The sequence below is a fragment of the Streptomyces sp. NPDC053431 genome, assembly GCF_044544925.1.
Taxonomy (GTDB): Bacteria; Actinomycetota; Actinomycetes; order Streptomycetales; family Streptomycetaceae; genus Streptomyces.
In genome coordinates this window covers 61220-74260 of record NZ_JBITXX010000006.1, presented here as the reverse complement: position 1 = coordinate 74260, position 13041 = coordinate 61220, and the positions used below count along the sequence as shown (strand labels likewise).

General features: G+C 74.8%; 9 protein-coding genes. 5 read left to right on the top strand and 4 right to left on the bottom strand.

Features of this window, described 5'->3' with window-relative positions; translation table 11 throughout:
- The first annotated feature begins 3 nt into the window (after positions 1-3).
- Positions 4-585, top strand: a complete 582-nt coding sequence (locus ACIGXE_RS16910) for a YdeI family protein (protein ID WP_399747959.1) — start codon at positions 4-6, stop codon at positions 583-585.
- A gap of 20 nt (positions 586-605) precedes the next feature.
- Here ACIGXE_RS16910 and ACIGXE_RS16905 read toward each other — a convergent pair whose 3' ends face one another.
- A complete protein-coding gene (locus ACIGXE_RS16905) occupies positions 606-1112 on the bottom strand; it encodes a GNAT family N-acetyltransferase (protein ID WP_399747957.1) in 507 nt (168 codons plus the stop codon).
- 100 nt (positions 1113-1212) lie between these two features.
- Here ACIGXE_RS16905 and ACIGXE_RS16900 point away from each other — a divergent pair, with 100 nt between their 5' ends.
- The gene (locus ACIGXE_RS16900; protein ID WP_399747955.1) at positions 1213-1839 is read left to right on the top strand and encodes an NADPH-dependent F420 reductase; all 627 of its coding nucleotides are present in this window, start codon (positions 1213-1215) and stop codon (positions 1837-1839) included.
- 118 nt (positions 1840-1957) lie between these two features.
- On the opposite strand, the gene ACIGXE_RS16895 is transcribed toward ACIGXE_RS16900, so the two are convergent.
- Both ACIGXE_RS16895 and ACIGXE_RS16890 read right to left on the bottom strand, forming a co-directional pair.
- Positions 1958-3151, bottom strand: a complete 1194-nt coding sequence (locus tag ACIGXE_RS16895; protein WP_399747953.1) for a pyridoxal-phosphate dependent enzyme — start codon at positions 3149-3151, stop codon at positions 1958-1960.
- Entirely contained in the window at positions 3152-5548 is a 2397-nt protein-coding gene (locus ACIGXE_RS16890; RefSeq protein ID WP_399747951.1) for a hypothetical protein, read from the bottom strand.
- A gap of 217 nt (positions 5549-5765) precedes the next feature.
- Between ACIGXE_RS16890 and ACIGXE_RS16885 the strand changes: the two genes are divergently transcribed.
- Entirely contained in the window at positions 5766-7211 is a 1446-nt protein-coding gene (locus tag ACIGXE_RS16885; protein ID WP_399747949.1) for a PP2C family protein-serine/threonine phosphatase, read from the top strand.
- Positions 7212-7650: 439 nt separating this feature from the next.
- Here the strand turns inward: ACIGXE_RS16885 and ACIGXE_RS16880 are convergent, their stop codons facing one another.
- On the bottom strand, positions 7651-9141 hold the full coding sequence (locus tag ACIGXE_RS16880) for a hypothetical protein (RefSeq protein ID WP_399747947.1): 1491 nt from the start codon (positions 9139-9141) through the stop codon (positions 7651-7653).
- A 238-nt stretch (positions 9142-9379) separates the two neighbouring features.
- Here ACIGXE_RS16880 and ACIGXE_RS16875 point away from each other — a divergent pair, with 238 nt between their 5' ends.
- A complete protein-coding gene (locus ACIGXE_RS16875; RefSeq protein ID WP_399747945.1) occupies positions 9380-10510 on the top strand; it encodes an aminoglycoside phosphotransferase family protein in 1131 nt (376 codons plus the stop codon).
- 452 nt (positions 10511-10962) lie between these two features.
- Positions 10963-12915 (top strand): N-acetylmuramoyl-L-alanine amidase, encoded by a 1953-nt coding sequence (locus ACIGXE_RS16870; protein ID WP_399747943.1) that lies wholly within the window; start codon positions 10963-10965, stop codon positions 12913-12915.
- Positions 12916-13041: the final 126 nt, after the last annotated feature.

The following is a 13041-nucleotide window of genomic DNA, read 5'->3' as shown; positions in this document are numbered from 1 at the left end:
GCCATGGACACGGTGGAGACGGTCGAGGGACTCCCGGTGATCGCGTTCCGCGACGGACCGGAGCTGGAGGCCTGGCTGGAGCGCCACCACGGCGACACGCCGGGCATCTGGCTGCTGCTCGGCAAGAGCGGTTCGGGTCTGGCCTCCCCCGCGTCCGGGGACATCCTCGACGCGACGCTCGCGTACGGCTGGATCACCGGCAAGCGCATGTCCCGCGACGCGAGCAGCTACCTCCAGAAGATCACCCCGCGCCGCCCCCGGAGCCTCTGGTCCCAGGTCAACGTGCGCCAGGTCGAGGCGCTGCTCGCCACGGGCCGCATGCGCGAGCCGGGCCTCGCGGAGGTGCGGGCGGCACAGGCCGACGGGCGCTGGGCGGCCGCGTACCCCTCCCAGAAGGACGCGACGGTCCCGGACGACCTGGCGGCGGCGCTCGCGGGGGATCCGCGGGCGGCGGCCGCGTTCGAGGCGCTCGGGAAGACCGACCGCTATCTGATCATCCTGAGCCTGTGGCAGGCCGGGACGCCGAAGACCCGGGCCGGACGGCTGGAGCGGGCGGTGGCGGCGCTGGTGGCCGCCGCTTACTGACGCTCCGGGCGAGACGGCCGTCAGGCCCGCTCACGCCGGTAGAGCACCTGGTGGGCGTCCCACTCCACGAAGGACTCGGCGTGGGTCATGCCCACGGCCTCCAGGAGACGGCGCGAACGGGCGTTGGCCTCCTGGGTGACGGCGACGACGGCCGGCACGTCCTCCAGGGCCCGCTCGACGGCCGCGGCGACGGCCTCGCGCGCGTAGCCGTGTCCCCAGTGCTCGGGCAGGAACTGGTACGAGACCTCGGTCTCCGCGTTCCGCCCCTCCGGCTCCACGGTCACGAGGCCGAGAACGACGCCGTCGGAGGCTCGCTCCACCACATGGAAGCCGGGCGCGCCGACGATCCGCCGCTGGCGGATGCGGATCACGGACTCGACGACCGGCCCGCCCAGATGCCGCCGCACCTCGGGGTCGGTCCACAGCCGCGTCACGGCGGGGATGTCCCGGGGGCGCACGGGGCGGAGCACGAGCCGCTCGGTGACGAGGCGGGCACCCGAGGTGAGCGGGGCTGCGGAGGAGGCCATACGTCGATGATGGCAGGCCCGGGACGTACGACCGACGACGGACCGGACGCCCGCCCGCGGCCCGACGTACGAGAGGGCCGTCGCCGCCTACCGTCGGGGCATGAGAATCGGAATTCTTGGCCCGGGAAACGTGGGCCGGGCGCTGGCCGGTGCGTGGCGGGCGGCGGGCCACGACGTGGTGATCGGCTCCCGCACGCCGGACGAGGTGACGCCGCACGACGCCGGCGTGCCGATCGTGTCCACGGCGTCGGCGGTCGACGCCGCGGACGTCGTCGTCAACGCCACGCCCGGCACGGCCTCTCTGGCGCTGCTCACCTCGGTGGGCGCACCGGCCCTGGCGGGCAAGGTGCTGCTCGACGTCGCCGTCGGCATGACCGAGGCCGGCGACCTCTCCCACCTGCGCGAGAGCCTCGGCGAGGAGCTCCAGCGCGCCTTCCCGGACACCCCCGTGGTGAAGACCCTCTGCACGATCGACCGCCTCGTCATGATCGCCCCCGACTCCCTGGAGGGTCCGAGCACGGTCTTCCTCTCGGGCGAGGACGCGACCGCGAAGAAGACGGTACGCGGCCTCCTCCACGACCTGGGCTGGCCGCCGGAGTCCCTGCTCGACCTGGGCGGCATCGCGACCGCCCGCGGCCAGGAGCACTTCAGCCTTCTCTTCCTCGGCATCGCCGGGGGACTCGGCTCGTACCGCTTCGGCGTGCGGGTGGTGCCGCTGTCCACCTGAGCGTGGTCGTCCGGTGCCGGCGTCCGCCGAGGGCGACGCAGAGGTCGGCATGTCGGGGTGCTCGGCGAGGCGGGACCCCGTCGACGCGGTCGACGCGGTCGCCCCTCGCCCGGACGGCTCAGGGCTTCGTGAGGAGGGCCTTCAGCTCGTCCCACCGGAGGTCCATGGGCGCGTGGGCGTCCCGGGCGGTGGCGGTGTCCTTGTAGCCGCTGGAGGTGACGACGCAGACCACGGGGCCGTCCTCGTCGGTGGGGCCGTGGGCGCGCAGGCCCGCGAGGCCGGCGGCGGAGGACAGCTCGCACCAGAGGCCCTGCGCCGCCAACTCGGCCTGTGCATCGCGCATTTGGGTGTCCGTCACCGTCCGGGCCGCTCCGGCGGTCGCGCGGAGTGCGACGACACCGCGGTAGCCGCTGATCTCGCAGTCGATGGCGTACGCGTCGGTCGGGCCGACCGGGACCCGGGCCGTGTCGGCGCCGCCGCGCATCGCCTCGGTGAGCGCGCCGGCGGCGGCCGGCTCGGCCGCGTACACGCGCGGGACGGAGCCGGTGACCCCGAGCCGGGCCAGCTCCTGGAACCCCTTGGCCACGCCGAACAGCAACTCGCCGTACCCCGTGGGCACGTGGACGGCGGCCGGGGCCCGGCCGAGGTCGAGGGCGATCTCGTACGCGATCGTCTTGTAGCCCTCGGGCCCGAAGGGGTGGCCGGTGTGCGCGGTGTCGGTCACGCTGCTGACCGACTGGTAGCCGAGCTCGGCCACGATCCGGCGCATCAGCGGACGTACGGAGGCGGACGGGACCGTCAGTACGGTGGCGCCGTAGGCGCGGAGGTGGCTCGCGACGGCGGGCGGCGCGAGGGGCGACGTGAAGACCACGCAGGGCAGCCCCGCGCGCGCCGCGTACGCGGCGGCCGACGCGCCGTGGTTCCCGGAGGACGACACGACGATCCCCCGGGCTCCCGACGCCACGGCGGCGCTCGCCGTGACCCGGTTCAGCCGGTCCTTGTGGCTCCACGTCGGGTTACGGGACTCGTCCTTCACCCACACCCCGTCGGCCAGCCGCACCAACGGCGTGTTGCCCTCCCCGAGCCCCGGCGCGGCGAGCGGCGGCAGCAACGGCGCCCAGCGGTCCAGGCCGTGGGCCGCCGGGCGGGTGAACAGGTCGTCCGGAACGCGGTCGTAGGCGTAGTCCACGTCGAGCGGGTACGCGACGGCGTCGGTGGACAGGGCCGGGTCACCGGCCGTCAGCGGCGGCCACAAGGGGTGGCGCAGGGCGGGGTTCCGGAGCGAACGCTGAGCCGTGGCCAGGGAGTTCATTCAGCCCAGTCTCCTCTGAAGCGCGGCGAGTGCCCCGGCGTGCCGCCCTGGAACGGCGCGGCGCAGCTCGACGAGCGCGGGGCCGAGCGCGCGGGCGCGTGCGGGGTCGCGGATCTGCTCCCACTGGTGGTGCGCCCGGTCCACCGCACCCTCGACGTCCGGCTCGTCCGGCCCCTGCCGCAGCCCGAGCCGAGCCTGCGCGGCGGCGATCCACAACTCGCAGCTCCGCGCCGGCTCCCCCGCGAGCCGCGCCAGGTCCGCCCGCACCTCCACCCAGTGCAAGGCCTCCCTCGACCGCGGCCCGTACCGCCGCAGCGCGTCGCTCTCCCACGCCGCGGCCACCGCCGCCGCCTCCCCGTGCCGCCCGGCCATGGCGGCCGCGAGGATCGCCGGATGCGGATCCACCCCGGTCCCGGGCCGCGGCGGCCCGTCGTCCACCACGGCAGCACCCGGCGCACTCGGCGCGCCCACCGCCCGAACCGCCCCCTCCGGCACCCCCGTTGCCCTGGGCGCGTACGCGGGCCGAGGCGGAGGCGAGACCGGCCGGGGCGGGGTGGGGGCGGGCGCGGGCGCGGTTTCGGGTGCAGACAAGGGTGCGGGCGCGGGCGCGAGTTCGTGCGTGGGCGCGAGTTCGGGTGCCGGTCCGGCGGCAGAAGTCGGCGTGTCGCCCGTCGCGGCGGCCTGCGGCGGCGCACCGACGGCCTCCCCGGGGCGCGCCTCGCGCGCCGGCGCGGGCTGGGGGTCGGCGGTCGGCGCCGGCCGCGCCTCGGGGACCGCCTGGGGCCGGCCCGGCTCGGGCGGGGCCGCGGGGAGCGCCGCGGCGTCCGATTCGGGGCGGGCCTGGGCGGCCTCCTCCGGAGGCGCCGCCGCGGGGACCGGTTCGGATGTCCGCTCGGGACGCGCACCAGGGCCCGGCTCAGGGCGTGCCCCGACCGTCTCGTGACGGGCCGGCCCCGGCTCCACCTCGGGCACGGAAGGCGGCTCAGGCTGATCCCCTGCGAGTGGCGAGGAGTTCCCCGCAAGGGCCGGGTGTTCGGCCGCCCGCTCCGGACGCACCTCAGGAGCCGGCGCGGGCCGGGCACCGGCGGTCGCCTGAGCGGCCGGTTCAGGGGTCGCCTCGCGCGGCTGCTCCGGCCTCGGCAGGGAAGGCGCTCCGCTCCGCGCCTCGGGCGCGGGCTCGTCGGTCGGCTCATGCCGTGGCTCGGCCGTCGGCGACGGGCGCCGCGTGTCGGCCGACGACGTGGGCCGCGGTCCGGGCGCCGTGGGCTCTCCCCGTCGCTCGGGGGCGCCCTCGGGTGTCAGGTCAGGGCGCAGGGCGGGGGCGCGCTCACGTACCGGCTCGGGGCCGGGCCCGGCGAAGGAGGCCTCTACGGGGGCGGGTGACGTGGCGAGCTTGTCGGTGCCGGTGTGCGCGCCTTCGTTCGTGGGCTTCCCTCCGGTCGCCGTGCCCCCGCCCGCCGTCGGCAGGCCCGGTGTCGAGCCGTCAGGCGCCTGCCAGGGCGGATTCGTCGGCGCGTCGGCCAACGGCGGGGGCGACACGCGCGTCGGATCGGTGGGGGTCGGGGCCGGACGCTCAAGCGTGTTCGCAGCGGCGGGAGTCGTCGTGGGCGTCGGTGCCTGCGCCGTGGTGCGCTGGGGTGTCAGGCTCGCCGCCCTCCGGGCGAGGCCCGCCGTGCCCAGGCGGCGGGTCGGCGGGGAGTCGACGAGCGGCACCGCCGCGGACCCGGGGCCCGGCAGGGGTGTCATGGAGAGCGGGGCCGTGAGCTGGGGCGGGGGCGGCGCCAGGAGGACGGACGGGGCATCGCTCGTCGTCGCCGCGGCCGCCTCCGCGTGGAGGCCGGCGAGCGGAGGGCGGGCCCCCGTGCGCCAGACGGTGGCGAAATGGCGGAGGTAGTCCGGGTCCAGCAGGACACCGCGGCGCGGGAAGGGGCAGACGCGGGCGTAGAGCGGGATCGCCGGGCCGAGGTCGAGCGCACCCGGGTCGGCGGTCAGCCGCTGCCACAGGTCCGGGTCCGCGGCCAGGTCGGCGACGACGGTGGTCGTGCCGGCGCGGCGCGGCGCGAGGTGGGCGGCGAGCCAGTGCCACGGAAGTCCCGTGTAGCGCAGGGTGGCCGGTGTGCTCCGGGCGAGCGCCAGATGCGGCAGCTGCTGGCGGCGGTCGAGTTGGAGCTGCCCGGCGAGGTAGAGGGCGAGCGGCCCCGGGCTCGCCGCGGCGGCCCGCAGACGGGTGAGGACGGTCTGCGGGTCCAAGGGGTCCGCCAGTTCGACCACCGTCGCCATGTCCGTACCGGCGAGCGCCCCGGCCGGCACCGCCGCGAGGGCGGGCAGCACGGACGCCGCGTCCATCGCCCGTCCCCGTCCGGCCGGTGCCGCGGCCAGCAACAGCGCCGTACCCATTGTGTTCTCCGAGTCGCTCACCACAGCAGCACCGTAACCCGTGCCCGCGTGGCCGAATGTCGACTGGTCCCCCTGCGGGCCTTTGGCATATGCCATAAGCACCACCGTATCGAGTGTTGCCAAATCCCTTACGAGGTGCCCCGGGCTGTGCCAAAGTCGTACCCGGGCTTCACTTCCAAGACTTGGCCGCGCCACGTCGCCTGCATCGGAGTACGACATGCCGTCCCATCTGTTCGCGGACCGTCCCGCCCAGCCTCCCGAGCCTGGCACGGTGGACGCGCTGATCTCGCAGACGCGTCGGCTGCGCGGCGACGTGGACGCGGTACGCCGGGACGCGGTCGCGGACGAGGACGATCCGCACAACCGGTGGCAGCGCGCCCTCTGCGATCTGGCCGTACACCAACTGGACGACCTCCGCGCGCACTTGGGCCAGTTGAAGGAAGGTCTGCCCGGCCAGTTCCAGCCCGACTCGCCCGCCGCCTACGCCGAGTCCGCCTTCGCGACGGCCCCCCCGCCCCGCCTGACCGGTTCCCTCCTCTCCCGGGTCGGCAGCGCCGAGTGGGACCTGCTCACCGACGAGGTGCACTGGTCCGACGAGCTGTTCCAGATCTTCGGCCGTCCGCAGGAGAACGGCCCGATGTCCCTCGACGAGCTGCCGTCCATGGTCTTCGCCGAGGACCAGCCCGTCCTCCAGGCGATGGTGACGGACTGCCTGATCGACGGGAAGCCGATCGACGGCGAGTTCCGGATCGTCCGCACCGACGGCCGGGTCCGCACCGTGCACATGACCGGCGAGCCGGTCCTCGACGACGACGGCTGCACCGCGTCCATGTGGGCCGTGCTCCGGGACGTCAGCGAGCTGCGCCGCAGCGAGCGCGCGGTCCGCGAGAGCCGGGACACGCTCCAGCGACACCAGCACATCGAGCACACCGAGCGCCGGGTCGCGGTCGAGCTCCAGGAGGCCGTGCTGCCGCCCTGGCGCGGCTCGCTCCGGTTCGCCCACGACGGCCCCGCCCCGCTCGACGTGGCCGGGCACTATCTGCCGGCCGCCACGACCGGCCTCATCGGCGGCGACTGGTACGACGCGCTGGCCCTCCCGGACGGCGACGCGCTCCTCACGGTCGGCGACCTGACCGGGCACGGCGTGGCCGCGACGTCCTCCATGGCGATGCTGCTCGGCGCGCTGCGCGGCATGGCCGTGGCCGGCATCCGGCCCGGCGCGCTGATGGGGCACCTCAACCAGCTCCTGGAGACCTCCGTCCAGCCCGCCCTGGGCAGCGCCATGTGCTGCCGCTACGACCCGGCCGCCCAGACGCTGGCCTGGGCCCAGGCCGGCCACCCCGCCCCGCTGCTGTTCCGCGACGGGACGGGACGCGCCCTGCCCCGGCCGGAGGGCGTGCTGCTCGGCGCGACGACGGGCGCGGCGTACGAGGAGGCGGAGACGCGGCTCCTCCCCGGCGACCTGCTGCTGCTCCACACCGACGGACTGACCCGGACCGACGACTGCATGGACGACAGCGGTACGGAGCGGCTGCTCGCCCTCGCCCCGCGCCTGTCCGCCGCGCGCGACGCGCAGGACTGCGTCCGGTCGGTGCTCGAGGAGTTCGGCGAGGGACCACGCGAGGACGACGCCTGCGTGATGGTGGTCCGGGTCGGGAGGTGACCGACCCGGCACCGTGACGGCATGACCGTATGACCGCATGGCGCCGTGACGTCGTGACTGCATGACGCTGCCGAAGCCGCCGAAGCCGCCGAAGCCGCCGAAGCCGCCGAAGCCGCCGAAGCCGCCGACGGAGTGTCCGTCGCCACGAAGGCAGGCGGAAGGTACGCACGAACGTACGCATGCCCACGGGTCCGGAACCGCAGCAGAGTTCGGCACCGCCGACGGGTCCTGTCCCCACCTGAGGACCCCGTCACGGCCGGAACCACCCGCGCGCCCGCTGTTCACACCCCGGTCCGGCGCTCCCGCGCCCGTGTGAGCCGCGCGCACCGCGGTCGCCCGCGCGCCGGAGGCACGTCGAGCCACGCGCGCCCGGTCCTGTCCGGCACGCCGCCTCACGCCGGGGCATCAGGAGCGGGTCGGCGGCACGGCCCCGCGCGCCTCACGCCTCTCCCGTCCTGGGGCGGTTCGCCGGCGCCTTCGGGAGGGCCGTCTCGATCTCCTCCCTCAGGTCCTCGATCTTGCTGTAGCCCGCGTACTGGCCGGTCAGCCGGTACATCTCGCGCAGCCGGTCCCAGGTGCGGTGGGAGGACGTGTCGCCCATGGAGACCAGGGCGAGGCGCGCGTAACGGTCCGCCTGTTCCGGGTCGTCGGCGATGAAGCAGGCCGAGGCGAGCGAGATGTGGTCGAAGAGCTTCGAGCGGTCGTGCCCGTGGCGCCGCAGTTCCAGTGCGAGCTTGGCGTGCCGTTGGGCCGGGACCGCGGCGGCCGGGTCGTGTTCGGCGAGGGTGCGGTAGGCGAGCGCCTGCATGCCGTGCAGGTCGGCCTCGTCGAAGTTCTGCATCCAACTGGGCTTCTCGTCGCCCTTGTCGGAGACGAAGAGCTCCTCGGCCTCGCCGAGGGTCCGGCGCATCGCCTGGCCGCGGCCCATCGAGGCCTGCGCCCAGGCCTCGATGGTCTGGAACATGGCCTGGGTGCGCGGCAGCAGCCGCTCCCCGGCCCCGGACTTGGCGAGCTTCATCAGATCGAGCGCCTCGTCGGGCCGGCCCAGGTGGACCATCTGGCGGGCGGCGCGGGAGAGCGCCTCGCCCGCGCGGGGCCGGTCGCCGCCCTCACGGGCCGCGTGGGCGGCGATGACGAAGTACTTCTGGGCGGTGGGTTCGAGGCCGACGTCGTGGGACATCCAGCCGGCGAGGACGGCGAGGTTGGCGGCCACGCCCCACAGGCGCCGCTGGAGGTGGTCGGGGTGGTGGTAGGCGAGCATGCCGCCCACCTCGTTGAGCTGGCCCACGACCGCCTTGCGCTGCAGGCCGCCACCCCGGGAGGCGTCCCAGGCGCGGAAGACCTCGACGGAGCGTTCCAGGGCCTCGATCTCCTCCGACCCGATGGGGGCGGCCTCGTAGCGGTCGTACCCAGCGGGGTCGGCGTGGAGGGGATCGATGGCGCCGGGGGCCGCGCCGGAGCGTGCGGGGTCGGTGTGGAGCCAGTCGTGCATGGCGTTGGTGAGTACGGAGCCGGCGGCAAGCGCGGCGCCCGCGCCCACCAGGCCGCGTCGGTTGAGCATGAGGTCCATTCCCGTGAATTCGGTGAGGACCGCTGCCGTACGTTCGGGCGCCCAGGGCAGCCCGTCAGGGTTGTCGGTGTTCCTGACGTCCCGCCGCTTGCCGGCGCGCCCGTGTCGTACGAACCCGAGGTCCTCGATGGTCACGACACGGCCGAGTCGCTCGGTGAACAGCGCTGCCAACACCCGGGGCACGGGATCGCGCGGGGTCTCCCCCATGTCGATCCAGCGCCGCACCCGCGAGGTGTCGGTCGCCAGCTGGGGGTAGCCCATGGCCGCCGCCTGCCGGTTCACGAGTCTCGCGAGTTCGCCCTTGGACCAGCCGGCCAGGCCGAAAAGGTCTGCCAGGCGGGTGTTGGTCTGTCCGGTCACGTCTAAGCCCCCAGGTTCTCGGCTGAGTTGACAGTAGCCCCCTGTCATAGGGCTGGCGACTATTCGCCAGGGTTCGCCAGGGTGCGCCCGATGTTCCGCCACCCGCGCCCGGGTGTAAGGTAGGAACGCGCCACCTCGCCCCGTCGACCGGCCCTCATTTTCCCCAGGGTGCGGACCCGGTCGGGCGGGCGGGGCGGCGCACGCAACTCGTCGGCGCACGAAGGGATCTGTCACCTCCATGTACACAGCATCGTCCTCCGTGACCGCCCCGCCCCGGCCGCTGCACCGCACCGTCCCGGCCGGTTCCGGACCGTACCTCGCCCCCGTTCCGACGCAGGGAGCGGCGCGGCCGAGGCGCTGGGTGGGAAGCACCGTCCAGCCGCCCAGCGGGAGGATCGACCTGTCCGGCCCGCAGGGCGCGCAGCTGCGCATGGCGATCGCGTCCGTCCACCGGATCTGCCCGGAGTTCAATCCGGTGCAGGTGCTGCGGCGCAGTGGCCGTTCCGTCCTGATCGTCGGGACGACCGGACGGACGACGGCGGTCGCGAAGTGTTTACTGGACCACTCCCCCGCGTGGGTCGAGCGGTTCCAGCACGAAATAGCTTCTTACCGGTCGTTCGTCCGGCACCGTCCCCCGGTGCGCGCACCGCGGCTGATCGCCGCGGACCCGGAGAACTGCACACTGGTCATCGAGCGGATGCCGGGGCGGGCGGCGGCACTGACCCGTCACCCCGTCGAGGCGCCGCCCCGCACGGACCTGCGGGCCGCGCTCGGCGCGATCGCCCGGCTGAACGCCTGGCGGCCGCCGGCCGGGACCTTCGACGCTCCGCTCGACTACGGGGCGCGGATCGCGCGCTATCACGAGCTGGGTCTGTTCACCGACCGGGACCGGGACGACCTGCAGAAGCTGCTGCACGGGCTGGCGCAGGCGGGTGGCCGGCAGGGCATGGGACAGTTCTGTCACGGCGACGCCCTGCTCTCCAACATCCTGCTGTCGCCGGCCGGTCCGGTGCTGGTCGACTGGGAGCACGCGGGCTGGTACCTGCCCGGGTACGACCTGGCGACCCTGTGGGCGGTGCTGGGGGACGCGCCGCTGGCGCGGCGGCAGATCAGTCAGCTGGCGCAGCAGGCGGGCACGGCCTCCCGGGACGCGTTCCTGGTGAACCTGATGATCGTGCTGACCCGGGAGATCCGTACGTACGAGACGGCGGTGCAGCGCACGATCAGGGAGGCGCCGCCGGCCGGTTCGGTCCCGGTGCCGGCGGGGGCGGTCTCGCCCGGGGAGGAGCAGCGCCTTCTGCTGCGGCGGCTGCACGACGACTGCGCCATGGCACGGCGGGCCGTGCGCGCGGCGGTCGGGACGCGCTGAGCGCGGGCCGACACGAGACGGGGGTGGCGCGCCGCGCGCCCGGTGCCGACACACCGGGAGCGCGGCGCTTTCGTCCGCGCGCCCGAGGAGCGGTTCCGGGCGCACGCCGCGCCCTCCGATCGCCGGAGGTACGGAAGCGCGTCCGTCTCCGCGCCCGCCCGGGGGCCGGCGGTCCGGCCCGGCGGCGCGTTTCCCTCGCTCGCCGAGGACCGGAACTCCCGTACAAGGCAGTCGTGTTCGCGTCACGCGCGGGGCTTCGGAAATCCGATCCGCCACCCTTATTGGTCTACACCACTGACGCGCCGCAGGCGGGCGCGCCGCCCGCGCGAAACTCCTCTGACGTGGGAAATCGCCCTCGCGGAGGGGTGATTGACGGATGGTCCGGGAGCCGCTACCCCTGTACGGGTTCGGCCCGCACGCCCCTGCTCCCCCATCCGCTCCAGGAGGCTGCCTTGCTCCGTTCCAGGTCCCTCAGACGTGTCGCGCCCGTCGCCCTGCTCCTTCCCCTGCTGTCCGGCGCGCCGAGCGGCTGGGCGCCGGCCACCGCCGAGGAGCCCGTGGCGGGCTCGCTGCAGCGGCAGTTCGCGGTGGCGGCCGAGCGGCACGGTGTGCCGCAGAGCGTGCTGCTCGCCGTGTCGTACCTGCAGTCACGCTGGGACGCCCACGGCGGCGCGCCGAGCGTGACCGGCGGTTACGGTCCGATGCACCTGACGGACGCGCGGACCGCGCTCGCGGAGGCGCCGCACCACGCGGACGGCGCGGAGGACGCCCGCGGGGACGAGGCCCGCGGGCCCCGGCGCGCCACCGAGGCGCCGGCTGCGCTGCCCGCGCCGGCCGCGCTGCCGCCCCGGCTGCGGACACTCGAGCGGGCGGCCGAGCTGTCCGGCCGGTCGGCCGAGGAGCTGCGCACGAGCACGGCGGCGAACATCGAGGGGGGTGCGGCGCTGCTCGCCGCCGCGCAGCGCGAGGCGGGTCTGCCGGCGAGCGCGGATCCGGCCGACTGGTACGGGGCGGTGGCTCGCTATTCGGGCGCGGACGACACGGCCACGGCGGCGGCCTACGCGGACGACGTCTTCGACGTGATCCGCACCGGCGAGTCGCGGACCACGGACAGTGGGCAGCGGGTGGCGCTGGCGGCCGATCCGGGCGTCGCGCCGGCCACCGGACAGGTGGCGGCGCTGGGCCTGCGGGCGCCGGCGAAGGGGCCGGTGGAGTGCCCGCCGACGGTGGCGTGCGAGTGGATCCCGGCGCCGTACGAGGAGTTCGGGGACGGCGACTACGGCAACCACGACCTGGCGGACCGGCCGCACTCGCAGTCCGTCGACTACATCGTCGTCCACGACACCGAGGCGAGCTGGGACACCACCCTGAAGCTGGTGCAGGACCCGACGTACGTGTCGTGGCAGTACTCGCTGCGTTCCTCGGACGGGCACATCGCGCAGCACCTGCCGCTGAAGGACGTGGGCTGGCACGCGGGCAACTGGTTCGTGAACGCCAAGTCGGTGGGTCTGGAGCACGAGGGCTTCCTCACCTCGCCGGACTCCTGGTACACGGAGGCGATGTACCGGACGTCGGCGCGGCTGGTGCGCTATCTGGCGAAGCGGTACGACATCCCGCTGGACCGGCAGCACGTGCTCGGCCACGACAACGTGCCGGGGACGGTGACCTCGACGATCAAGGGCATGCACACCGACCCGGGTCCGTACTGGGACTGGGCGCACTACTTCCAGCTGCTGGGCCGGCCGATCACGCCGAGCGCGGGTCCGAACGCCGGCGTGGTGACGATCCGCCCGGACTACGCGGCGCACCGGCCGGTGTACACGGGGTGCGTGAAGGCCGGGGAGGCGTGCGCGCCGCACGGGAGCGGTGCGGTGCGCCTGCACACCGCGCCGAGCGCCGACGCGCCGCTGGTCAAGGACATCGGTCTGCGGCCGGGCGGGCAGGATTCGACGACCGGGGTCAACGACACGGGGGCGCGGGCCTCCACCGGCCAGAGCTTCGCGGTGGCGGAGCGACAGGGCGACTGGACGGCGATCTGGTACCTCGGGCAGAAGGCGTGGTTCCACAACCCGAAGGAGGAGCCGACGGCGGTGAACGCGCGGGCCGCGGTGCTCACGCCGAGGGAGGGCCTGGCGTCGGTGCCGGTCTACGGGCGGGCGTACCCGGAGGCCTCGGCCTATCCGGCGGGGGTTCCGGTGCAGTCGGTGTCCCCGTTGCCGTACCGGCTCCTCGCGGGTCAGCGGTACGTGGTGGGCGGTCGTACGCCGGGCGAGTACTTCTTCGCTCCGACGTTCGATACCACGGGTCACACGGTCGTACGCGGCCAGGAGGAGTACTACCAGATTCAGTTCGGCCATCGGGTGGCGTTTGTGAAGGCCGCTGACGTGCTGGTTTCCCGGGCCTGAGCGGGTCTGGCCGAAACCTGACGGTGCGGGCGGGGGTGCCGCCGGATCACGGTCCGAACGGCACCCTCCGTCCTGTCCGTATGACTATTGCGGTGTTCGCGTGGGCGCCGGGGTCGAGGGGTAATG

What these genes read in the sequence shown, in the direction of transcription:
- ACIGXE_RS16900 (WP_399747955.1), top strand. Translation starts at nt 1,213, where the DNA reads ATGAGAATCGGAATTCTTGGCCCGGGAAACGTGGGCCGGGCGCTGGCC.
- ACIGXE_RS16890 (WP_399747951.1), bottom strand. Translation starts at nt 5,548, where the DNA reads ATGGGTACGGCGCTGTTGCTGGCCGCGGCACCGGCCGGACGGGGACGG.
- ACIGXE_RS16885 (WP_399747949.1), top strand. Translation starts at nt 5,766, where the DNA reads ATGCCGTCCCATCTGTTCGCGGACCGTCCCGCCCAGCCTCCCGAGCCT.
- ACIGXE_RS16895 (WP_399747953.1), bottom strand. Translation starts at nt 3,151, where the DNA reads ATGAACTCCCTGGCCACGGCTCAGCGTTCGCTCCGGAACCCCGCCCTG.
- ACIGXE_RS16910 (WP_399747959.1), top strand. Translation starts at nt 4, where the DNA reads ATGGACACGGTGGAGACGGTCGAGGGACTCCCGGTGATCGCGTTCCGC.
- ACIGXE_RS16905 (WP_399747957.1), bottom strand. Translation starts at nt 1,112, where the DNA reads ATGGCCTCCTCCGCAGCCCCGCTCACCTCGGGTGCCCGCCTCGTCACC.
- ACIGXE_RS16875 (WP_399747945.1), top strand. Translation starts at nt 9,380, where the DNA reads ATGTACACAGCATCGTCCTCCGTGACCGCCCCGCCCCGGCCGCTGCAC.